Origin of the sequence: Cellulosilyticum sp. WCF-2, assembly GCF_003990395.1 — a bacterium.
Lineage (GTDB): Bacteria > Bacillota > Clostridia > Lachnospirales > Cellulosilyticaceae > Cellulosilyticum > Cellulosilyticum lentocellum.
In genome coordinates this window covers 2,226,308-2,250,013 of record NZ_CP034675.1, presented here as the reverse complement: position 1 = coordinate 2,250,013, position 23,706 = coordinate 2,226,308, and the positions used below count along the sequence as shown (strand labels likewise).

Sequence of the window (23,706 nt, the reverse complement as noted above, 5' to 3'; positions counted from 1 at the left end):
GGTAGTGTATGTATAAAATAATTATTATATTTATAGAAAAGAAATTATGCAAGTTTTAAAATGTCGGTGGCTAATTACTTCATAGAAAGTCATATGTAGACAGCAAGGAAAAATAAAAACCATGTAGACTACACGATAAATGTAATTTACATGGTTTGTTTAGTATTTATGCTATTATATTGCTATCTTTGAACTATCCCTTTTGAACGATTTAATTTCTTAATATATGTTGAGAATTGACTTATCATAGCATCTATGTCATTAGAATTCTTAATAATATTAGTAACCTGCATATTTGCATTAGTAGTATTATTCGTACTATAAGAAGATGTATTATAGTTATTGCTAGATGCACTTTGAAGCTTATTCGAAGCCGCTGCTAAAGTCATTCCACTTATTCCACTAGTAAATCCTCCTGCACCACCTAAACCTAAACTACTAAATGCACTTCTCAAAGTATTGGCGGCTGCTAACTGTACCTTTATACTGTTTAGAAAAGCATTTTCTCTTTCTGCTAGCTGTTGTTTCAGTGTTTCAGTAATACTAGTTTCTATCCTTGTAGATTCTTCTAACATCTTATTTTGAGTCTCTTTGTAAGCATCTAGTTTTTCCTTTTCGATACTTTTAGCAATATCAGCTTCATTCTTAGCCTGATCTATTTTATCTTGAAGCAATTCTTTATCACTCTTAAGCTGTTGCTGTCTTGTGTAATCTCTTTTAGCTTGCTGTGTATCGTTAAGTTCCTCAGCTAGTTTTTCAAATTCCTCTTGAGTCCTAGCATTCTTCATACGTTCTTCTAAGTCAGCTATTTTTTCATCATACTCTTTTTGCTTTTGTAACTCTTCTTCCTCATCGTATTGCTCCTGTAAAGCATCAATTTGAGCCTGGTAAGCTTCAACTTTCCTATTGCATTCATCATCAATCATGGCAATAGTCTTGTTGTACTCCTCTTCTTTAGCCTTAATATTAGATTCTACTGTCTTTTTAACAGCTTCTTGCTTTTTCTTTTCAAGTTCTTCTTGCTGTTCAGTTAATTCTTTTTCTACTCTATAGATTTCTTTGGCCATTTCTTTCTTGTATTCTGCAGATTGCTTAGAGTACTCTGCAATACGTTCATAAGCCTTTTTCTCTTCATCCAAAGACAGTCTATTGTAATACTTTTCTTGTTCAACCCATTCTTTAGATTTCTCAATTTTAGTATCTAATAGTTTAGAGGAGATTTCGGCTTTTTGATATTCTGTAAAGGTATACTTATTTAAGGCTTCTTCATACATTTTAATCTCGTCATTATAAGAAAGTTGTCCTAGACTTCTCTTTCTCTCCATGATGTCAAGGTAGTTGTTGTACATGTATTCCTCAATGTCTACCTTTTCTTCAGCAGTAGAAGCATAAGCTGCTTTAATCTTTTCAAGCTGTGCCATTTCTTCATTAAGGCCTACTTCACCTATTTTTCTACTTTTTTCAAAGGCTTCAAGTGCCTTATTTAAAGCACTATCTTTATCCTTGCCACTAGAACCACTACTTCCCCTTGTTGTACTGATAGTATCTATATTATTTAATGCCTTATCAAATTCTGATAATGCCTTTTCTAAGTCCTTAACCTTTTGTGTTTCAGCAAGGGCCTTTTCGTATTGTGCTTTAACTTCTGGGTTAGATGCCATAATATTTTCTCTAACATTATCGGGCATATTACCAAAATCAAGGTTTCCAGTATTTGTATTGTAAGACACCAGTCCTTGCAGTACCTTTTGTTCTTCTAAGTAGACTTTCATTCTTTCTTTTGCACTCTTAATGGTTGTTTCTGTTCTAGCTTTTTCTGATTCTATTTGTGCCTTAGATAAGTTAGGAAGTTCTACTCTAAGCTTTTCTAATGCACTTAATTCAACGTAGCGTTCTCCTGTGCTTTCATTTATCTTTACATTCAAGTCACTGTATTTATCTTTGAGTGCTGCAATCTCTTCGCCGCTAAGCTTTCCACCATTCTTAACCTTATCAATAGCTTTTTCCAACTCTGAAAGATTACTTGAAAAACTGTCTGTTATCTTAGAAGTATTTTCAATAGAAGTTGATAGGGTTTCTAGTTCTTGTGCAAATTCTTCTGCACTATCCTCAGTGTCCAAATTATCATCAATTGCCTTACCCACTTTAGGAAGAGTTGTTAGCATAGAATCTACAAAACTTTTATACTTAACATCTGTCTCCCCAATCATCCCCGAAAATGCCTTCTTAATCTTCTCAGTTTGCTCAATGGTTGTGCTTGATAAGTCTATATTTAGATCATCAGCTACTTTACTTAAATCATAATTGTATCTAAGTTCATACAAGTTTCTTTCAGCTTCTGTGACATCTTCTGTTGCTTCTAGAACCTTATTATATTTAGCATATATCATGTCATAAGCTTCACCGCTATCAATTCCATAATTCTTCAATGATTCCATTACTTCTTTTAAAGTTTCCTTATATTTGACTGCATTTTCTACAGTAACCTCATTACTGTCAAACGCTAATTGTATACCACTACCCCCAACATTAACTGTCATAAATTCATTAGCACTATCAGATAATTCTCTCATTGCTTTATTCCAAGCATCTACCTTGTAATCCAGCTGATGCTCATTAAACACAAAGTCTTCATTAGCAAGAAAGTCTTTTGAACCTAAGGCATCTTCTAAAGCTGTAGTCTTAATTGTAACCTCTTGTTCTAGTACAAACTTAGCATCATCATACTTCATTGCTGCTATTTCGTTTAATTTCTTTAGTTGTTCGTCATACTTTCCGTTTACCAAATCTATTGATTCATACTCGGTCCCATATGACTTAATTAATTGCTCTTGAATAACAGTTAGTTGTTCTTTTTTTTCTTTTTCATCCGTTATAGATTGGTTAATCTCTGCATATTGCTTCTTAAGTGTTTCTATTTTACTAGCAGTCTCCATATAGTTTCTAGCTTGCTCTAATGACTTTTCATGTAGTTCTTGTTGTGCACGCTTTGCATTGTCACTTTGTATCTTCCATGTTACTAAGGCTGCACTTATTCCAGCTATAGCTAATGTATATGGGTTGCATAATGATGTTGCACTTTTTAATGCACCCTTTAGTCCGTTTTCCCCTGCTATTTTCCCAGTTAAGTTACTTATGACTTTTATTGCCGAACCACCAGTACTAATAATCTTACCTAATACAAAAGCAAAAGGGCCAACTGCAGCTGCTAATAATCCAAAACGTACAATACCTTGCTTAGTATTATCATCTAAGCTTGCGAACCACTCTCCACAATCCTTAACAAGTGATGTAAAGTCTTTTACAATAGGCGCTGTATTTATAAGTATCTCTTCACCAAGTCCAGATAAGGCTATTTTAGATTGATTTAAGGCTATTTGATATTCGTCTTGTTCATCTGCAATGTTGGCAAATGTACCATCTAGAGTGCCTTTAGAATTGTTAATAACCTCAAAAAGTGATTCTATTTCAAACCTTCCACCTTGAATAGCGTCTGCTAAGTCAGGACCAGCCTTTTGTCCAAATACTTCTATAGCTTTTGATGTTGCTTCTGCTATAGTTTTATAGTTTTTGATCTCTTCAATTGTCTTTTTAAACTCTTCTGTAGCATCCTTTCCACTTTTCCCCCATGTACCTATAGCCTTTTTCATACCGCTCATAGCTATTTCCATGTTTACACCTGATAATTCCCACTGTCCTAACAAGGCTATAGATTCTTCTATATCCATACCTAGCGCCCTCATAGGTGCTCCGTAGGATGTAAGGCTTTCTAATAGTTTGCTGGTACCTATACCTGTTTCTTGAGATGTCTTAGCAACACTATCTAATACTTTGCCATATTCTTCACTTGCAATGCCTGCATCACCCATATATCTAGATATAAGTCTTACACCTTCTACTACATCGGTGTTGGTTATAGTTGAAAACTTCATAAATGCTACAGATGCATCTTCAAGTGCTTTATCTGTAAACTTAAAACGTGTATTAATTTCACCTATAGCACCACCTATATCGTTAAGATCACCTGCAATAGTACCTGCTACATTAGAAAATACATCATTCATTTTGTCTAACGTTTCTCCTGTTGCACCTGTTGCCTTTACTATCATTTCTTGAGCTTCGTCTACTTCTGAAAAGGCAGCTATTGCTGCTGCTCCTAATGCAGTAAGAGGAACAGTTACACTTTTAGTAACAGTTTCACCTAAGTTAACCATCCCTTCTCCTACTGTATTTACTTGTTCAGCAACCGTATTAAGTTGATTAGACAGCTGTTGCCACTCACTAGATTGTCTTGCAATAGCTAGATTTGTATCACTTAGCTCACTTTCCATATTTCTAAGAGCTGCTTGACTGTGATTAAGTCTAGTCTGAGCATTGGCTAAAGCTGTATTGTTACGAACTAGACCGGCTTCATTCCTTGTATACTGTTCTTCTAACTTTTTATAGGCAGTTGCTAAGGTTTTAGCCTGTTCTGACTCTTCTCCATGAAGTCTTATAGCTTCTTCATATTGACTTCTATTGTTTACCATAGCTTCCTTAAGCTCATTTTGCTTATTAACATTATTAGTTACTGCTGTTTGACTTCTCTCATAAGCTTTCTTCAAGTTCTCTACAATCTGAGATTGTATATTAATTTGTTTGCCTAAGTTTTCAGACTTAGCTCTCATACCTTCTAAGCTATCCGAAAACCCCTTCACACCAGCTTGTGCTAGTGTGAATTCACTCTTAACTGCCTTTAATTGAGCAGATAAATCTTTCATCCCATTCTTTAAGGATGAGTCTTCCATGGTGGCTCTGACTGCTAAGCCTTCTATGTCTTGGGTTGCCATCTTATTTCACCGCCTCGTTGTATAAATTAGTTGCTGCTCCTAATAGTCTTTCTGCTTTCTCTTGTTGCCCTTCAAAAGCCATCTGGCTTCCACATATCATAAACAAAATACTTATTACCTTACTTAAATCTTCTGGCTTAATACCAAATACCACATCTTGATATGTAAATTGGTTATCGAAGAACTCCATCATAAAATTAATTAAATCATGTAATAGATCATCCTTATTACAAATACCTTTAAGTATCTTCTCATTCAGTTCATAAGCCTGCTTACAACTCTTTTCACTTATATTTGAAGTCTTATATTCTTTTCTCTTACTCTCATCTTTATCAAATAAAGTAATACTTATATATAGTTCATCTTCTTGTTTATTCATTTCAAATTCCTCCTATTATTTAAGGCTTAGCGATTACACTAAGCCTTTATTTTTAATTACCTGTATTTACTATTTTAAAAACATACCTAACATCCTTAATTCTCTTTCAAAGTCTGCCACTTTTACGTCAGCACCTACAATAATTTCACTTGCTCTAAAATCACCACTGATATAAATTAATGAAGGTGTTATTGTAGTTGATGAAAGTGTAGCATCGTTAGCTAAAATCCCCCTTGGTTGGTCAATTACATCACCTACCTTGTTACATATAGCTCCATCTTTATTGATTAACGTACCTCTTACTAACGTTCCTGTTCCCACTGCTAAATCAAAACCCTTTGTGTCTATTGGATGAGTATTACCTGCAATAAGATTATCAGGTATGTATTCATCTACTTGTGAAAATGCTGTTCTACTCATTATCTTCTACCCCCTTGTATTGTTTTGGCTGCATTTACTAATAAATCAACCGCTTGTTGTTTCTCTGAAACATTAGAACTCTTACCTTGACTTGATTTTTTATCATCCTGATTAGTGATATTATTTGCTGCTTCAACTAATAAATTAATAGCTCTCTGCTGATCAACGTATCTATTAGCCGGTATTTCATTAAGAATATTAATTGCAATATCTCCTGCTGATAAATCTTTACTTAAACCATCCTCAATAATGTTGTCATACCCTAAACCCCTAAAGCTATTAATTTGCTCTTCTTCATTCATTACCTTAGTACCCCCATTATTTGAATTGATACTACAAGTAGGCATCATCTGTCTTTTCTCAGTTTTACTAATGACCAAATCATTAAGATGACGCTTGTCCTCTGCTGAAGCTGACTTGTACCATTCTGTATTTTTTACCTCTTCTAACTTTGATGCATAGTAATCTTTTGCACCTTCTATTTCAGCACTGTTTAACTGAGGTTCTCCGTGCCTTCTTCGTTCCTCATTTAAAATTTCCGTCATTCTATCCATGAAATTCATTGCACCTTCTCCTCTCTTGTTTTTGTCTGCTCTACAACGATTGCTGAATATACAATCGTTACACACGCTTCTAATACATCAGCCTTTGAACAATGTAGAGATTCTCTTATGTAATTAATCTTTTCTATCGTACTATCACTAGCTCTTATAGGTATTGTTTTCATGACAATCACCTAACGACCTAAAATTCTGTCAGCTAATGATTTTCTTTTTGTAGTTATCATTTTGCCTTTTAATATCTCGTTGTAATAGTATGAGACTTTTCCTTCCATGTTGTTCTCATATCCTTCTCGATCTATAACATGAACCGTCTTACTTAATACTGTAGTTTTTGCTGATGCAATCTCGTCTTGCCTATTGCTATATTTCACAGTAACACCTGGGTAATGTGACTCTCCTACTTTGATTGTTTCGTAATGCCCCTCTGTTTTAGGTACTTCTAATCTGTTAATTTTATTTGGTAAGTATTGAGTAATCTCTGACAATCTATTTTCTAACACATATCTCATGTATGATTTTGTGTTACTAACTCTATTACTAGCTTCATCAAACGCACTCTCCTTAATCCTAATAAGTGCCCTTGCATCTTCTAATTCTTTTCTTGCTACGGATAATTTTCTATTTTCTTCTTCTAATTCCTTTGGGTATTCCTCACAATACTCTTTGGCTGCCTGTTCAAATACTCTTTCAGCTTCCGATTCATATTCATTACCCATTTCTTTGTAAGCTTCAATCTTACTGTCTAATATACCAATCTCACTAACCCTTTTAGCTAACTCTTTATTAAGTTTTTGAACTGCATCCTGATCACCTTTATTTTCTTCTCTAATCAGCGCTTTTGAAATTTCGCTACGTTCCTTGTCTAGCGTGTGTCTTTGCTCCTCCATTTCAACTAGTTTTTGAGCTGCTATAACCTTGTCCTCTTCAACCATTTGTAAAAACTCATTAATCATTTGTTCTGTCTTTTTCATTTCCTTCATTCTCCTCTTCATTGTTTTTAAATAGTCTTTTTGCTAATACAAGTTGATAATGCCTACTATCTCCATTAAGATTATTCTCTTGTAATATGCTGAAATACATCTCACAATTCATAACATACCCTTCCTTCAATCCCTCTACTTCATCTATCAGCATTCTTGCCACAAACTCGTTGTTTGTTCTTTTATTAATAACAAGTAGGTACTGATATTTTTCACTTCTGTTTAATATTCTCTTTATTTTCAGCTTACATTTTTCATACTCAAAATTACTGATTGGAATGAGCTCTGCATGTTGTAAATATGTAATATTTCCTTTTTTATTTTGTCGCTCACATATATCAAATTTTAATACACCTTTAACTTTCATACCTGCCTTAGGTTCTACCAGCAATCTCTTTGAAATCTTGCACTTAAATCTATGGTCTTTTCCGCATTCTTTTATCAATACAATTGTTACTTCTCCACACTCTTTTAGTATTTCAGTTATGACTAGATCTCTTACCATCTTTCCTCATTCCTTTACTGTTTGTACTTCGCATTTCATTGCGTATAATCGAAAGTCCTTGCTGTTTATAATCTATTGAATGGCATTAAATTGTTTAATACTATTTTTTTCTTAAATGGGAAGGGAAATGCCCTAAAAAAAGTTTGGCAAGTAGAGATAAAAGGGGGCATCGCGCACCCGCAGTCCTTTTAATCCTTTCACAGTACCTTTTACACTTCTCTCACGAGTGTTGTTGAGGTTTATACCCCTCTACTCTTACTAACTACCACTCAAACTTTAGACTTGTCCAAACTGATTATACGTGCTTACATGCTATTGAATAATACGTATGTATTTCGCTAATTGATTCTTTATGATGTTCTTACCTCTCACAGATATATAGCAACGACTACAGTAGTATTTATGGTCTGCTAATGCACTGGCACTTATCTTCTTGAAGTATCTATCATCAATGAACTTTCTGTCCTCTTCATTTAGCACCTTCATAGCATTGTCAATTAACCTCTTGTTAAGCAACTCTATATCAATCTTTCTCTTAAGGCTTTCAATCCTAGCTTCCTTGTTTGTCACCTTACTTTCTACAAGACTAATTGTTTGGTTTGTTGGTGTGCTTGCTCTTTGGTTATCATTGTTTCCGTATAAGGTATCATAGTCGTTCTGTATTATATCTATCTCGGTTCTCATAGACTCTACACGAACATCAATGTCTGAATAGCTAAATAGTAATTCCTCAATAGCTTTAATCTTTTCTTTTGTTGTATCCACCATGCTCCTCACTTTCTGTAATATAAATTAAACTATCATTCTCGTGGCGCTGCTCTTATCCTCATATATACTTCTCCTAATCATTGATCAATTTCTAATTTAGTAGCTACTGCTTTTCTTCTCTTAGCTCTTTCTGCTTAAATTCCTCTCATGTACCCGTAATTAAATATATCTACTAGACTAAAAGTTTCTTGCTTTCGTTCACCTAGAAAATATATAAGTTTCCTTGTTCCTTCTGAACGAACGGGCATATTTTCTATTGCATTAAAAAACTGTTCTTTTTCCATTATTATCAACTCCTTAGTTAATAGCATTAGGATATATTGCTTTAAGGTCAAATATTTCATCTATACCTTTTAGTTCTGGACATGTACGATTTAACATGCAACTTGTCTTCGTGACTTTTCTACTCTTATAAATAGCCTAAATAAATCTTTCTGCTCTTCAGTAGCATTCTGATTAGCTAAGAACTTTTCAATACATAAATCATTCAATTTATCCTCTGGAAGCTCATTTGTTACCCCTAATACATCATTAATAAATACCTCTCCCATCATAACCACTCCTTTATCTTCCTACTTTAAAATCATTTTTCTTATAGTTATTAATGTTGACCTTACTTGAATTCACTATTTCCTGATTTTTCAGTTCTCCCATGCGCCATGCATCTACTTGAGATTTTTTAAAAGCAACAGGAGTAGTCACCGAGTGTGGTATTTCATCAATCTTATGATCAATGTAACTAACACTTACTCCCCAATACTCAGCGAGTTCTTTTCTAGTCATCCACTTATCTTCTGCATATCTCTTTATAAGTTCCTCAAGTGAATCATTTATTTCTTGACGTATTACAACCCTTAGTTCATCAATGAAAGCTTTATATATATCCATAAGCATACCTTCCCTTCAACAAACTTTTGCATTACTGCCGACGAAATTCGTTCCTTGTTCAGAAGTACGAATTTCGTACTTCTGAACTAAGTATCTTCTATTATTGGCTATTGATTTTAATTCGATTCAATGATACTCTTAACTTGTGAGATTAATAAATCATTGAACCTCTGTAGGCTTTCTATGGAGGTTTTCTTTTAATTGTTTCTGCTAATTCGGTAATTATTTCCTGTACACTTAACACCATATCTTCCTGTTATATCAATTATTCTTGAACCAATGGCCTCATCTAGTTCCAACAAGTCTCTTCCTGTAAATTCACTACTGAATATCGTGATTTTCTTATTCAAATACCTAGCATTAATTATTTCAAACATGATTCTTAACTCTTCGGTATTAGTCTTACCATTGCTTACTACAAACTTAAATATATCGTCTATGTACAAAACCTTTGTGCTAGTCCATCTATCCATAAGTTTGTTGTATTCATCAGAATTAAACTTATTAGCAACTAACTCTCTTACGTCCTTTCTATAATTAAAATACCTATGGCTAATTCCTTTTTTAGATAGTTCACCTAAAATCGCCATACATATATGTGTCTTACCTGTTCCTGATCTTCCATACACCCCAAATCCTAGTGCTTCTTTATCCCGAATAAACTCTAAGGCTAACTCTTTCATTTTCTTTTGTTCTTCTGTTTCTGCAACAAAAGTACTGAAATTTTTCTTCTGATATTGTTCAGGGTCTATCCCACTATTATTCATCAGTTCTAATATCCTTTTCTCTATGGCGCATGAACAAGGTTTTGAGTAATATCCACCTTGTTGAGATGCAGGTACATCGGAAGCAGGTACTTCTTCACCATTTGCTATATTTATAAAAATCATACCTGTATCTTTACACTGATAGCATTTATAATCGCTACTAGAAGTACTCTCTGAATTTGCTTTGAGTTTAAGTCTTGAAACTATTTCACTTACGCTTTGCATGATCTTATCTCCTTCCTAATTAGAATTTCAAATCTTCATCGTTATACCTATGTAAAGGATATCCACTTAGTGACTTTTGTTTTTTTGAATCACTTGATACGTTTGCATTATCAGCTGTACCTTGTCTTCTCTCCCAATTCCTAACCGCTGCTTTCCAATCTTTCATTTTATTCTTGCCAACCATCCATCCTTTTGATGAATAGAAGTCTATGAATCGTTCAGCATCTACACTATTATTTCTTTCTAAGCAATATTCTCTGACTTGATCTAGTGTAGGGGGAGTGAAACGACTATTCTCTTTTTTATTTACATTATTATGTTGTTTTGTTATTACATTATTGTTTGTGTTCAGTTGTTGTTCACTTGTTGTCCAGTTGTTGTTCAGTAGAAGTTCAGTTTGATGTTCATATTTTTGGTATTCTTCCCATCTAACTATTGATATTAGTCGGTTTTTATTTCCTGTTTGTTGTTCAATTTGATGTTCGGTTTCGAATGATTTTAAAATCCTTTGAACCTTGCTTTCACTAATACCAAATTTCTCTGATATGCTCTTACGACCTGTAATAAGTTCTCCAGGCTTAAGAGTTATCCTCTTCCCCTTAAACACTGCAGGATATTCCTTATGTGTTGCATTTAGCAGTAGATATACCCATACCGAAAAGTACTCAGCATCTTTACATACAACAGGATTATCCATAACTTTTCTGTATAAGCTTATCCATCCTTCCATGCTCTTTTCCTCTCTATGTAATTTTTCTACTTACTCTTACTTCTAACAACCTTGAAGCTTCTCCCAGTTTTATCTAGGCAATACTTCATGAGCTCACTCTTAATAAACCTATAACTTCCTCCTAGTTGGAAATGAGGAATAGCTGCAATATTTTCATAAACAAATGTCGTTCCAACATTTAGGAATTTTGCTGTCTGCTTTACGTTCATAATTTCAGGAAACTCATCACATCCGCCCTTTACTTGAAACTCCTTAAGTGCCTCTACAATTGCTACTTTAACACTTTCTTTTATGGTCTCCTCTATACTCATTGACAACCCTCCTCTCTTAAAAGCACTTTACCCTCAATAATCTCATAACCATCAAGGCATTTTTCTATAACTTTCTTTACATCTTGGCATTACTCAATTCCATTCACATAGTTGTCTATATCCAATGTTCCTTCTTCCCTTAGCATATAAACTATTTTGTTAATTAACATCTGCCTTGTCATTGCTTTGATCTCCTCATTTTTAAATTACTCACTTAAAATATCATCAATTTCACCTTGAACTCTCCAGTACTCACTATAAATAGTTTCTGCTATTTCTTCTGATGTTAAAGGCCTTTGTTCACCCGTTGAATCATCCTCGGTTGTACATTTAGCAGTTTCAAGAATATATTCACTAAATCCATTTACAAAAGCTTCGATAGATTTCTTATTCTTTTCCTTAATACCTTCTTGAATCACTGCTACAATTTCCTCAAACCGTTCTTCTTCCGGAATATTAAACCCATTTAAGGTAACAATATTTCTTTCTACAGCCACTCTTACTACTTTCTCAATCATTTCTCTTTTCATCTTCATCTTCTCCTTTGATTTTCTGTTTTTTTAAATATCGCTTGGACATTAGCAGTTCTACCCTCACACTGCCAGGTTACTTTCTAACAAAATTGTTAATTAGTTTTCTTCACTGAAAAATAAATAATCTACAGTACTATCAAGAACAGAAGCTAGCTTTAACATTACTTCTTTTGATACGTTAGCATCTTTTCCATTCTCAATTTTTGAAAGTGTGCTCCTGCCAATCCCTGCTGCTTCACAAACTTGATCTTGTGTAAGCCTTTTTCTCTTTCTTGCTATCATTACATTCATGATATCTCCTCCTTTTTAGATACTTTTGTATCTTATTTGTATCTATATGTTATGATACTTTTGTATCTATGTCAAGTTATTCTTTAATATATATATACTTTTGTATCTTAAAATGTTATTATGGTTATATTGGAGGCGATAACTTGGAATTAGTAAATATAAATGAAAAAATTAAATTTCTTAGAAAATCAAAAGGTATTACCCAAAAGCAACTTGCGGATAAAAGCGGAGTATCTGAAATTTCCATCAGAAAATATGAAAGTGGAGACAGAAACCCCAAATATGAGCAATTACAGAAAATAGCTTCTGCACTTGAAGTATCAATGGAAGTATTTAGTTATAAAAACAACTTAAATGTTAATGAAACAGAAAATAATAAACTAATTATGGACGAAATCTATAAAGATAGAGGAAAAGCATTCCACGCTATACTAGAGCGCCACAAAGACCTTAAAGCATTATCACACGAAGAGCTAGCACATTATTTTAAATGCATCCTATATACGTTAAATAGAGAAGACCTACTTTCTTTAGATGATGAAAGTATTATTTCGCTACTATACAATATAGAATTTCAAACGCTGCTAGATTTATTTTATTTTAAATACAAATCACAAGAAGGTGAGTAAATGGCATTAACTAAAAGAACTAACCTAGAAGATAAGACAGGCAGAAAACCTGCTAAATGGAGAATACGTGTTACCAGAAACGGTCATAAATACGAAACCACCTTCTTCGGAAATAAGAAGGAGGCTGAACAAGCCGAGAAGGATTTTATATATCAAATTGATAAGGGTATGATGGGTAGCAGTGAAAATATGCTATTTAGAGATTTATATAAAAAAGTCCAACGGGAATATATTGATAAACTTAAAGCTAATTCACGTATTACTTATAGAAATTCATATGATAACCATATCGGACCTGCATTTGATGATATGAAACTATGTGATATAAAACCTATAGACATTCAAGAATTTGCTACTGACCTTTTAGAAGAGTATAAATACAATACTGTCAGAGTAATAATGTCTAAACTTAATACTTGTTTATCTCTTGCTGAAAAATGGGGGATTATCTCTAATTCTCCCTATAAGCATATTGAACTAGGACAAGCAGAAAGTAAAAGCTTAGATGAGTTAATGAGTTTAGATGATATTCAAACACTAATTAAACTATATGAAAATGATAAATGGCCATTACATCGAGCAGCTTTCTTTCTAGCTGTTGGGTGTGGTCTTAGAAATAGTGAGATAAGGGCACTAACACTTAAAGATATAGATTTCAACCTAAATACAATTACTGTTGATAAGCAAATAGGCCTTTATGATGATGAAAAGGACTTATTTACCTCTACCAAAACAAGTGGATCTAAAAGAAAGATATATGCTCCCGAGTTTGTAATGAAAGCTATTAAGGAACATATTGATAGTATGCCTGCTATACCTATAAATGCTCTTATCTTCACCATATCAAAAAATAAACCTATTAATAGTCATACACTTAGTAATCACTTAAGAGAGGTCTTAATCGCTAATGACCTTCCACTAATAAGATTTCATGATTTAAGGCATATACATGCCACCTTAATGATTAATAACAACATGGACATAGCTACAGTAAGCAAACGTCTAGGGCATAAAAGTATTGCTACAACTCTTAAATTCTATACACACACTATTGAGGAAAGAGATAAACGAGTAGCCAGTGAATTTGATGATATTTATTCAAAGCTAAAGAAAAAAGGATAAGCTTTCGCCTACCCTTAATTATTTTTTATTATTTATTTGTCCTAAATTTGTCCTATTATTTTTAAGTCCTTTGATTATCAATGGCTTAGTGCCTATTTCGCTATATCGCTTCTGTATTGCATACCATCGAAGTTAATCTTTTTCACTTCTTCATAAATAGTAGCTCTAGCTTCACTTAAGCTAGCACCTAAGCTTGTAATAGCTAATACACGTCCACCATCTGTTTGGATGGTACCATCTACTTTTTTAGTGCCTGCGTGGAATAAATAAGTATCTTTATTTAAATCACCAAGACCTGTAATGACATCGCCTTTATGAGAGGTTTCTGGATACCCTTTGCTAGCAAGTACTAAAGTCACGCTTTGTCTTTCATCCCATTTAATTGGTGTATTTGCAAGGTTACCATCAATGCAAGCTTGCATGATTTCTATTAAATCTGTTTTTAATCTTGGAAGTACACTTTGAGTTTCTGGATCGCCAAAGCGTACATTGAATTCTAGCACTTTTGGTATATTGTTTTCGATCATTAAGCCGATGAAAAGCACCCCTTTAAATTTAAGGTTCTCTTTCTTGAAGCCACTTATAATTGGCCCTAGGATTTGTGTATCAATATTGGCTTTAACTTCTGCCGTGATGATTGGATTTGGTGAGAAGCCACCCATACCACCTGTGTTGAGACCTTTATCATTATCAAGAGCACGTTTGTAGTCTCTAGCTGTTTCCATTGGTACAATACTATCTCCATCTACGAAGCAAAGAAGGGAGGCTTCTGTTCCTGTTAAGAACTCTTCTAATACGATAGTACTACCTGCTTCAGCAAATTTACCACTAAAGATTTCTCTTATAGCAGCTTCTGCATCTTCGTATGTTTCACAGATAAGTACACCTTTTCCTGCTGCTAAGCCATCTGCTTTAACAACCACTGGTAAACTAAAGTTTTTGGCTTCTGCTATACAAGCTTCTACTGCATCGCTTTTAAAGCTAGCGTATGCTGCTGTTGGAATGTCATTGCGAATTAAAAATTGTTTTGTAAAGTGTTTACTTCCTTCAAATTGAGCACATTCTTTATTAGGTCCAAAGATATTTAAGCCCCTTTTTTCAAAAATATCTACAATACCCATTACAAGTGGTACTTCTGGTCCTACAATAGTAAGATCCACTTGCTTTTCTTCTGCAAAGTTGGCTAATACTTCAAGTTCCTCTACTTTAATAGGAATATTTGTAAAAGCATCTTCTGTTCCCCCATTACCTGGTGCTACAAAAATCTCAGCTTCTGGATGAAAACGTCTCACTGTATGTGCAATGGCCGATTCTCTTCCACCATTTCCTACGATTAATATCTTCATGGTTTAGTTGCTCCCCTCTATCTGTTTGATAGCTTCTACCAAAATTTTGTGTTCAATTTCAGCTAAAATACGTTGTTGTAAACTTTCTGGTGTATCGTCTTCCAATACCTCTAATTGACGTTGAAGAATAATTTCACCTGTATCTACACCTGTGTCAATATAATGAACAGTTGCACCACTTTCTTTTTCACCTGCAGCAATTACGGCTTCATGGACATGAATGCCAAAATAACCCATGCCCCCGTATTTGGGAAGAAGTGAAGGATGAATATTAATGATGCGTCCTTTAAAGGTATTTACTAATTTTTCATCCATGATTTTTAAGTATCCCGCGCAAACCACAAGGTCTACTTTTTGCTCTAATAATAAAGCCAGCAACTCCTCATCATAATGACCATTCTTTGGATCCACATGAAAAGCAGGGATATTGTGTTTTCTAGCACGTTCAAGCCCATAAGCTGATGCTTTATTAGAAATAACACAGACAACCTCACTTGCTAGCGTGCCATTTTCTACTGCATCTATAATGCTTTGCAAATTGGTGCCACCACCTGATACAAGTACACCTATTCTTAATCTTGACATAAAATCACACCCTTGTTACCTGCTACGATTTCACCGATAACTAATGCTTTTTCATCTGCCTCATGAAGTGCTGCTAATACTTTTTCACTGTCAGCTGCATCAACTACTAACATCATACCAATACCCATATTAAAAGTATTATAAAGCTCATTAACCTCAAGGTTTGAGGTTTCTTCTAAAAATTTATAAATAGGAGGTTTTTCGATGACATTGATATTGATTTTAGCATCTACGCCCTCTGGAAGTGTACGTGGTACATTTTCGATGAAACCGCCACCTGTGATATGTGCAATCCCTTTAATTCTAGCTGCTGCTTTTGCTGCTTTGACTGCTTTGACATATAGTTTAGTTGGTTTAAGCAGTGCTTCACCGTAAGTTTCACCAAGTTCTGCACTATAGGCTTTAAGGTCTACACCTGCTGTTTCCACTAATTTTCTAACAAGCGAGTAACCATTACTATGTACGCCTGTTGAAGGAAGTCCAATAATCACATCTCCTGCTTTAATAGTGCTGCCATCAATCATTTCTTGGCGATCTACAATACCTACTGCAAAACCAGCTACATCATATTCACCATCTGGATAAAAACCTGGCATTTCTGCTGTTTCACCGCCAACTAAGGCACATAAGCTTTCTTTACAACCATCTGCAATACCTTTTACAATGCTTGCAATATGTTCTGGTGCAATACGTCCTGTTGCAATGTAGTCTAAGAAGAATAAAGGTTCAGCGCCACCACAAATAATATCATTCACACACATGGCTACTGCATCGATACCAATTGTATCGTGTTTGTCCATATCAAAAGCTAATTTTAATTTAGTACCAACTCCGTCTGTTCCTGATACAAGTACAGGTTCTTTCATACCTGCAAAAGCACCAAGAGAAAAGGCACCGCCAAAGCTTCCGATATCTGTGAGTACCCCTGGGATAAAAGTTGATTTAACATGCTCTTTCATCTGTGCTACTGCTTCATATCCACGGTGAACGTCCACCCCAGCATCTTTATATGTGATTTTACTATTAGACATTTTTCTTCCTCCTATATCAGCCATAGCACGCTATAGCTATTATTTTTATATTTTATCATTTTTAGAAAAGTATTTCATTCACTATTATAACAGAATGTACCCTAGACAGATGATAATCTAGGGTACTTTCTTTATTAACATTGTGAAGGTGGTGTGCCAATAGGTACTTCCATTGGATACTTACCATTAAAACAAGCTTTACAGAATTGACTCTTATGATTGCATACTTCGCGAAGACCATCTTCACTTAAGTAAGTTAGAGAATCTGCTCCTAAGTATTCACAAATTTCATCGACTGATTTTTGCGCTCCTATCAAAAACTCTCTATAAGGTGTATCAATCCCAAAATAACAAGAATATTGTACTGGAGGTGAAGTAATACAAACATGTATTTCTTTAGCGCCTGCTTTTCTCACTTGTTCTACAATACGTTTACAGGTTGTTCCCCTTACAATCGAGTCATCAATCATAATGACTCTTTTACCCTCAAGATTTTGTTTAAGTGGAGAAAGCTTAATCTTAACTGCATTTTCTCTCATCTCTTGAGTAGGTTGGATGAAAGTCCTTCCTATATATCTATTTTTTACAAGTCCTTCTCCATAAGGAATACCTGATTCTTTAGCATATCCAATAGCTGATGGTACTCCTGAGTCTGGTACCGGCATTACCATATCTGCTTCAATCTTTTTCTGTTTTGCTAACATTTTTCCTGCATTCACACGGAAATCATACACACTATCCCCATCAATGACACTGTCAGGTCTTGCAAAGTAAATAAGTTCAAAGACACAAAGGTGTTTTTGACACATATTAGAAGGCTCTATACTTCTTAGCCCTTCCTTATTAATCACCACAATTTCTCCTGGTTCTATGTCTCTTACAAACTCCGCATCTAATACATCTAGTGCACAGCTTTCAGACGCTAATACATATCCATCTTTAAGTTTTCCAATGCAAAGTGGTCTAAGACCGTGTGGGTCACGAATACCAATAAGTTCTTCTCCTGTTGTTAAAACTAAGGCATACGCACCCTTTAAAAGACTCATCGTATTTTTAATCCCTGTTTCAATGCCTTTATTACTGTATCTAGCAATCAAGTTTAAAATAGATTCAGTATCTGTGGTGCTATGAAAAATAACACCACTATCTTCTAGAATCTCTCTAATATTTTCCGCATTTACAAGGTTTCCATTGTGAGCAAGCCCGATATCACCTTTTTTGTATTTAGCTACTAAAGGCTGTGCATTTCTCACATCTTTATCTCCTGCTGTCGAGTAGCGTACATGGCCAATAGCAATATTCCCTTGAAGTTCGTTAAGGGCTGTTTCATCAAATACATCTGCTACAAGTCCCATGCCTTTTCTAACTTCAATGTCCCCTTCACAATTAACTGCAATACCTGCACACTCTTGCCCTCTATGTTGAAGAGCAAAAAGTCCATAATACGCAAGTCTTGAGGCATCTTTTTCTTCTCTATAAACTCCAATTACGCCACATTCTTCATGTAGTGAATCATCTTGTAAAAACTTCATATGACCGCTCCCCTATTATTTGGTTACTCTTGCGAGCATTTCTGCATAAACTTCTTCTACACCGCCAAGATCTCTTCTGAAACGGTCTTTGTCTAATTTTTTGTTTGTTTCAGCATCCCAGAAACGGCATGTGTCTGGAGAAATTTCATCAGCTAGAATAATCTTGCCATCTACACGGCCAAGCTCGATTTTAAAGTCAATGAGTTTAACACCAATTTTTAAGAAATATGCTTTAAGAAGTTCATTAATTTTGAAAGTCATCTCACTCATTACTTTAAGCTCTTCTTCTGTAGCAATATCAAGTGCTAAGATTTGATAGTCATTAATCATTGGATCACCAAGAGCATCATCTTTTAAACAGAATTCAAGTGTTGGATTTTTAAGTACTGTTCCCTCTTCTACTCCAAAACGTTTTGAGAATGAACCAGCAGCTACATTACGTACGATAACTTCTAATGGTACAATTTCTACAGCCTTAACAACTGTTTCTCTATCATTAAGTTCTTCTACTAAGTGTGTTTCAATACCATTTTGTTCTAACATACGACACATAATGTTGCTCATACGGTTATTAACAACACCTTTACCTACGATTGTTCCTTTTTTCTCACCGTTAAATGCTGTTGCATCATCTTTATAACTTACAATGTAATATCTTTCATCATCTGTTTTAAATACTTTTTTTGCTTTTCCTTCGTAAAGTTGCTCTCTTTTTTCCATTTTAAATTCCCTCCATTTTTTGAATGAAGAATTAAGAATCAAGAGGGAAGAATGAGTTAACTCATCCCCTTATCACGCTCTTCCTTCTTTAATCCTTCTTTTTTGATTTTATTTTTTAAATTGATTTATTGGAATCTAGCACTTACTGCTGCATCTTTTTCTGCTACTTTTTCCGCCATATTTTTCTTGTGAAGCGCTAACTTTTCTTTTAATTCTGGGCTACTTAAAGCAAGCATTTGAACAGCCAAAATCCCCGCATTCTCAGCACCATCAATAGCCACTGTAGCTACCGGAATACCTGGAGGCATTTGTACCATTGATAGAAGTGAATCAAGACCATCCATAGTACTAGACTTAATAGGAAGCCCAATAACAGGCAATGTCGTAAAAGCAGCAATAACACCGCCTAAATGAGCCGCTTTACCTGCTGCTGCAATAATGACACCAATGCCATTTTTCTCTGCATCTCTCGCAAATTTTTCAGCAGCATAAGGTGTGCGATGAGCCGAAATAACTCTAACCTCTACCTCTACGCCAAAATCCTTAACTGTTTTTACACCTTTTTCTACAACTGGAAGATCTGAGTCACTTCCCATAACAAAAGCTACTTTCATAATAACCTCCTAAGTTACACTCTCTTGTAATCTACTCTTTTTAGACTATATAACCAACTATCTATTCTCTGTTATTTCATAAACCATCTATTTTAAAACTACGCTTCACATAGCTTATTTTTTATTTAAAGTAATTCACCCCAGATGTAAACAGACTTTGCTCTTTATTACCTGGAATATTTTTATGAATAAACTCACCCACACGTTCACTATGTCCCATCTTACCTATAATACGGCCATCAGCAGATATAATCCCCTCGATGTTATGCATACTACCATTCACATTGACATTACCATCTTGACTTGCAAAACCATTTTCATCTACATATTGGCTAAATACTTGACCTTTAGCAATAAGCTCTTTCAACATAGCTTCTGGTGCTACGAAACGACCTTCACCATGTGAAAGTGGGATTTCATGAAGGTCACCTAAGCTAACCCCGTTAAGCCATGGAGATTGCACACTTGTAATTTTTGTTCTAGCCATAAGAGAAATATGTTTACCTATCGTATTAAAGGTTAATGTTGGGCATTCTCCATCCATTTCTCTAATTTCACCATATGGTAATAACCCTAATTTAACAAGTACTTGGAACCCATTACAGATTCCTAACATTAATCCATCTTGCGTATAAAGGTGTTCATGAATGGCTTCTTTTAATCTTTCATTTCTAAAAGTGGAAGCAATGAACTTACCACTACCATCTGGCTCATCACCGGCTGAGAACCCACCTGGGAAAGCAATAATTTGTGCTGACTTAATACCTTGGTATAAACGTTCAATTGAATCTTCAATGTTACTGTTTGTACGGTTAATAAATAGTACTTCATTTACCTTAGCGCCGGCTCTTTCAAAAGCACGTCTTGTATCTACTTCACAGTTAGTCCCTGGGAATACCGGAATAAGTACTTCCGGCTGTGCGATTTTTTGTTTAGCTACATAGATTTTTCGCTCCCCAGTGAAGGTTGCATCTGTTGCTGCTAATGGACTATCTACTTTTTGAGTAAAGACATTAGCCGTTGGTGCTAACATGGCTTTAATGATTTCACTGATTTCTAAAGTCACTTCATCTATAGTTACTACTTTTTCTGTTACAGTTTCACCAATGACAGTAACGTAATCTTCTTTTAAGCTTGCTGCTACTTCTGGTGCTACTTCTAATACAATATCTCCATAGGATGCTACAAATGGTGCTATTTCTGGTGGTAATTCTACTTTTACTCCGATTTCATTACCAATAGCCATTTGACTAAGTGCAGCTACTACTCCTCCAGCACCAATAGCATAGGCACTTTGTACTTTATCCGCTTTAACAAGTTCATAAATCTTACTATAAGCTTCATGCATTATACTAAAGTCTGGCATGTAAACATTATCTTTTGGAATAGCAACATAAACAAGACGATTACCTGCTGCTTTTAAGCTACCACTTACACATTCCTTAGCATCTCCTAAGTTACAGGTAAAAGAAATAAGTGTTGGAGGAACGCTGATATTTTCAAAAGTACCAGACATACTATCTTTACCACCAATTGCTGCAAGCCCTAATTCTTTTTGAGCTTTTAATGCGCCAAGAAGTGCTGCTACTGGTTTACCCCAGCTCGTTTCACCATTTAATCTCTCAAAGTATTCCTGGAAAGAAAGGTAAGTCTTCTTGTAATCTGCACCTAATGCTACAATTTTTGCAATACTTTCTACTACTGCATAAAGAGCACCGTGGAATGGTGATTTTTCTGAAAGATATGGATCAAATCCATGTGTCATAAAGGTTGCTGCTGTTGTTTCACCTTTTACTAAAGGCACTTTAGCCACCATACCATTTTCTTTTGTTAATTGGTTTTTACCGCCATATGGCATAAGTACTGAACCTGCTCCAATGGTACCATCAAACTGCATCCCTAACCCTTTTTGGAGGCCTACATTTAAGTCTTTTAAGGTAGCAAGTACGTTATCTTTTGAAAGTTTCTTCACTTCGATTTCAATTTCAGGAGCTGTTACTTTTGCTTCTCTTTGCTGCGTTACACCTGCGCTATCTAAGAAACTTCTATCAATATTAACAACTTCTTTGTTCCTCCAAGTCATTACAAGACGTTTTTCCTTTGTTACCTCTGCTACACAAACTGCATTTAAGTTTTCTTTATTAGCTAGATTAATCATCAACTCTAAATCATTTTTATCAATGGCAATTGCCATTCTTTCTTGAGACTCAGAAATAGCAAGTTCTGTTGCATCAAGTCCCATATATTTAACTGGTACAAGGTCAAGGTTAATACGAAGCCCTTCAGCGATTTCACCGATTGCTACACACACACCACCTGCACCAAAATCATTACAACGAATAATTCGTTTTGAAAATTCTGGGTTTCTAAATAATCTTTGAAGTTTTCTTTCTTCTACTGGATTACCTTTTTGTACCTCAGAACCACAAGTATGTAGTGATTCTTCTGTATGCTCTTTAGAAGAACCTGTTGCACCACCACAACCATCACGACCGGTTGCGCCACCTAAAAGTAAAATCACATTGCCTGGGACTGGTTCTTCATGCTTTACATGTGAGCGTTTAACTGCTCCTACTACAGCTCCTACTTCAAGACGTTTTGCTTTATATCCTGGGTGATAATATTCTTTAACTTCACCTGTTGCAAGTCCTATTTGGTTACCATAGGCACTATAACCATTAGCAGCTGTTTTTGTAATCACACGTTGTGGTAATTTACCAGCCATTGTATTTTCTAATGATTCATTAGGATCAGCTGCACCCGTTACACGCATAGCTTGATAAACATAGCTACGTCCTGAAAGTGGATCACGAATAGCACCACCAAGACATGTTGCTGCACCACCGAAAGGTTCGATTTCAGTTGGGTGATTATGTGTTTCATTTTTAAATAAGATAAGGTATTCTTCATCTTTACCATCTACCTTAATGTTATCTACAATTGTACAAGCATTGATTTCCGCTGTCTCGAATAATTCTTTTAAGCCACCTTGTGCTTTAAGATGTTTTACAATAATGGTTGCCATATCCATAAGAGATACTTTTTTATGATTACGTCCTAGTTCTTCACGCATACCATAGTATTCATCTAAAGCTGCTTTAATAGGTGCTGCATATTCACCTTCTTCAACCTCTATCTTAGTAAGCTCCGTCATAAAAGTTGTATGACGACAGTGATCTGACCAATAGGTATCAACTACTTTTAATTCTGTAAAGCTTGGATTTCTATTAATCCCTTTAAAATAACCTTGGAAATAAATAAGGTCATCCAAATTCATTGCTAAGCCTTGTTCTTTTCTAAAGTTTTCTAAAGCTACTTCATCCATATTAATAAAATCTACTAATACCTTGACATCCTCTGGAACAGGATAAGTCATATCTAAACTTACTACTGGCTCTAAAGAAACTTCTTCAGCTTCTACAGGGTTAATCACATGCTTTTTAATCTTTAATAATTCTTCGTTTGTTAATTCGCCATCCACAATGTAAACTCTGGCTGTTCTCACAGTAGGTTTAAGGGTGCTATCAATAATACGAATACATTGCTCACAAGAGTCTGCTCTTTGATCATATTGTCCTCTTAAATAACTTACAGCAAAAGCCTTGCCACTTGTTAAAGCCAGTTCCTCTACTAATGTATCTGATTGAGGTTCTGAAAAAATCGTGTTTAATGCTTTTTCATAAACCTCGTTTGTAATATGCTCAATATCATATCTGTTTAAAATTCTTACTCCCTTAACAGCTTTTATATGTAAAAACTCTTTTAACTCGCTCTCCATACGCTTCGCTTCTACATCAAAACCATTCTTCTTCTCTACATATACTCTGAAAACACTCATCGTGGTTCCCCTTTCGTATGAATTAACCTTAATTAGCTATTGTAAGCGTATCATAATTTAAGAATAGCGTCAATCATTTTATCGAACAATATAGTTTAAG

The 23,706-nt window shown here is 34.9% G+C and carries 25 protein-coding genes; 2 read left to right on the top strand and 23 right to left on the bottom strand.

Translation table 11 applies throughout. The annotated features are described in order from the left end of the window. Positions 1-182: 182 nt before the first annotated feature. The 16 genes from EKH84_RS10025 to EKH84_RS09965 all read right to left on the bottom strand — a co-directional run bounded on the left by EKH84_RS10025 (position 183) and on the right by EKH84_RS09965 (position 12,189). The gene (locus tag EKH84_RS10025) at positions 183-4,829 is read right to left on the bottom strand and encodes a phage tail tape measure protein (protein ID WP_127066174.1); all 4,647 of its coding nucleotides are present in this window, start codon (positions 4,827-4,829) and stop codon (positions 183-185) included. Between the two features lies 1 nt (position 4,830). Further along, positions 4,831-5,208, bottom strand: coding sequence for a phage tail assembly chaperone G (gpG, locus tag EKH84_RS10020; protein ID WP_127066173.1), 378 nt, complete (start codon positions 5,206-5,208; stop codon positions 4,831-4,833). A gap of 69 nt (positions 5,209-5,277) precedes the next feature. Beyond that, the gene (locus EKH84_RS10015) at positions 5,278-5,628 is read right to left on the bottom strand and encodes a hypothetical protein (protein WP_127066172.1); all 351 of its coding nucleotides are present in this window, start codon (positions 5,626-5,628) and stop codon (positions 5,278-5,280) included. Beyond that, on the bottom strand, positions 5,628-6,191 hold the full coding sequence (locus EKH84_RS10010) for a hypothetical protein (protein WP_127066171.1): 564 nt from the start codon (positions 6,189-6,191) through the stop codon (positions 5,628-5,630). Before EKH84_RS10010 ends, EKH84_RS10015 begins: the two co-directional genes overlap by 1 nt. Beyond that, complete coding sequence (locus EKH84_RS22025; RefSeq protein WP_190283565.1) at positions 6,188-6,355, bottom strand: hypothetical protein; 168 nt, start codon at positions 6,353-6,355, stop codon at positions 6,188-6,190. Before EKH84_RS22025 ends, EKH84_RS10010 begins: the two co-directional genes overlap by 4 nt. A gap of 9 nt (positions 6,356-6,364) precedes the next feature. Next, on the bottom strand, positions 6,365-7,162 hold the full coding sequence (locus tag EKH84_RS10005) for a hypothetical protein (RefSeq protein ID WP_127066170.1): 798 nt from the start codon (positions 7,160-7,162) through the stop codon (positions 6,365-6,367). Beyond that, positions 7,137-7,676: a hypothetical protein gene (locus EKH84_RS10000; protein ID WP_127066169.1), complete on the bottom strand. Its 540-nt coding sequence runs from the start codon at positions 7,674-7,676 to the stop codon at positions 7,137-7,139. The genes EKH84_RS10005 and EKH84_RS10000 overlap by 26 nt, the downstream gene beginning before the upstream one ends. Positions 7,677-7,988: 312 nt before the next feature. Further along, positions 7,989-8,441: a hypothetical protein gene (locus tag EKH84_RS09995; RefSeq protein ID WP_127066168.1), complete on the bottom strand. Its 453-nt coding sequence runs from the start codon at positions 8,439-8,441 to the stop codon at positions 7,989-7,991. Between the two features lie 137 nt (positions 8,442-8,578). Beyond that, the gene (locus EKH84_RS22020; protein ID WP_190283564.1) at positions 8,579-8,728 is read right to left on the bottom strand and encodes a hypothetical protein; all 150 of its coding nucleotides are present in this window, start codon (positions 8,726-8,728) and stop codon (positions 8,579-8,581) included. Between the two features lie 90 nt (positions 8,729-8,818). Then, on the bottom strand, positions 8,819-8,995 hold the full coding sequence (locus EKH84_RS22015; protein ID WP_190283563.1) for a hypothetical protein: 177 nt from the start codon (positions 8,993-8,995) through the stop codon (positions 8,819-8,821). A 13-nt stretch (positions 8,996-9,008) separates the two neighbouring features. Continuing rightward, positions 9,009-9,332 (bottom strand): helix-turn-helix transcriptional regulator, encoded by a 324-nt coding sequence (locus EKH84_RS09990; RefSeq protein ID WP_127066167.1) that lies wholly within the window; start codon positions 9,330-9,332, stop codon positions 9,009-9,011. A 197-nt stretch (positions 9,333-9,529) separates the two neighbouring features. Beyond that, positions 9,530-10,324 carry an ATP-binding protein gene (locus tag EKH84_RS09985; protein WP_127066166.1) on the bottom strand — a complete coding sequence of 265 codons (795 nt, stop codon included), beginning with the start codon at positions 10,322-10,324 and terminating at the stop codon, positions 9,530-9,532. A 19-nt stretch (positions 10,325-10,343) separates the two neighbouring features. Beyond that, the gene (locus tag EKH84_RS09980) at positions 10,344-11,054 is read right to left on the bottom strand and encodes a hypothetical protein (RefSeq protein WP_127066165.1); all 711 of its coding nucleotides are present in this window, start codon (positions 11,052-11,054) and stop codon (positions 10,344-10,346) included. Between the two features lie 26 nt (positions 11,055-11,080). Then, positions 11,081-11,365, bottom strand: coding sequence for a helix-turn-helix domain-containing protein (locus EKH84_RS09975; protein ID WP_127066164.1), 285 nt, complete (start codon positions 11,363-11,365; stop codon positions 11,081-11,083). A 206-nt stretch (positions 11,366-11,571) separates the two neighbouring features. Continuing rightward, positions 11,572-11,895, bottom strand: a complete 324-nt coding sequence (locus EKH84_RS09970; RefSeq protein ID WP_127066163.1) for a hypothetical protein — start codon at positions 11,893-11,895, stop codon at positions 11,572-11,574. 99 nt (positions 11,896-11,994) lie between these two features. Next, entirely contained in the window at positions 11,995-12,189 is a 195-nt protein-coding gene (locus EKH84_RS09965; RefSeq protein ID WP_127066162.1) for a helix-turn-helix transcriptional regulator, read from the bottom strand. Between the two features lie 143 nt (positions 12,190-12,332). Between EKH84_RS09965 and EKH84_RS09960 the strand changes: the two genes are divergently transcribed. Together EKH84_RS09960 and EKH84_RS09955 are read left to right on the top strand one after the other, a co-directional pair. After that, on the top strand, positions 12,333-12,818 hold the full coding sequence (locus EKH84_RS09960) for a helix-turn-helix domain-containing protein (protein WP_190283562.1): 486 nt from the start codon (positions 12,333-12,335) through the stop codon (positions 12,816-12,818). Next, positions 12,819-13,940 (top strand): tyrosine-type recombinase/integrase, encoded by a 1,122-nt coding sequence (locus EKH84_RS09955; RefSeq protein WP_127066160.1) that lies wholly within the window; start codon positions 12,819-12,821, stop codon positions 13,938-13,940. A 92-nt stretch (positions 13,941-14,032) separates the two neighbouring features. Here the strand turns inward: EKH84_RS09955 and purD are convergent, their stop codons facing one another. The 7 genes from purD to EKH84_RS09920 form a co-directional block, all read right to left on the bottom strand. After that, entirely contained in the window at positions 14,033-15,286 is a 1,254-nt protein-coding gene (gene purD / locus EKH84_RS09950; RefSeq protein ID WP_127066159.1) for a phosphoribosylamine--glycine ligase, read from the bottom strand. Positions 15,287-15,289: 3 nt separating this feature from the next. Further along, the gene (gene purN, locus EKH84_RS09945; RefSeq protein ID WP_127066158.1) at positions 15,290-15,871 is read right to left on the bottom strand and encodes a phosphoribosylglycinamide formyltransferase; all 582 of its coding nucleotides are present in this window, start codon (positions 15,869-15,871) and stop codon (positions 15,290-15,292) included. Further along, on the bottom strand, positions 15,859-16,902 hold the full coding sequence (gene purM, locus EKH84_RS09940; protein WP_127066157.1) for a phosphoribosylformylglycinamidine cyclo-ligase: 1,044 nt from the start codon (positions 16,900-16,902) through the stop codon (positions 15,859-15,861). The genes purN and purM overlap by 13 nt, the downstream gene beginning before the upstream one ends. A 134-nt stretch (positions 16,903-17,036) precedes the next feature. Further along, complete coding sequence (purF, locus tag EKH84_RS09935) at positions 17,037-18,434, bottom strand: amidophosphoribosyltransferase (protein WP_127066156.1); 1,398 nt, start codon at positions 18,432-18,434, stop codon at positions 17,037-17,039. A 15-nt stretch (positions 18,435-18,449) separates the two neighbouring features. Then, the gene (gene purC / locus EKH84_RS09930; protein ID WP_013656491.1) at positions 18,450-19,154 is read right to left on the bottom strand and encodes a phosphoribosylaminoimidazolesuccinocarboxamide synthase; all 705 of its coding nucleotides are present in this window, start codon (positions 19,152-19,154) and stop codon (positions 18,450-18,452) included. A gap of 125 nt (positions 19,155-19,279) precedes the next feature. After that, complete coding sequence (purE, locus tag EKH84_RS09925) at positions 19,280-19,768, bottom strand: 5-(carboxyamino)imidazole ribonucleotide mutase (protein WP_127066155.1); 489 nt, start codon at positions 19,766-19,768, stop codon at positions 19,280-19,282. Between the two features lie 121 nt (positions 19,769-19,889). Further along, the gene (locus EKH84_RS09920) at positions 19,890-23,606 is read right to left on the bottom strand and encodes a phosphoribosylformylglycinamidine synthase (protein WP_127066154.1); all 3,717 of its coding nucleotides are present in this window, start codon (positions 23,604-23,606) and stop codon (positions 19,890-19,892) included. Between the last annotated feature and the right edge of the window lie 100 nt (positions 23,607-23,706).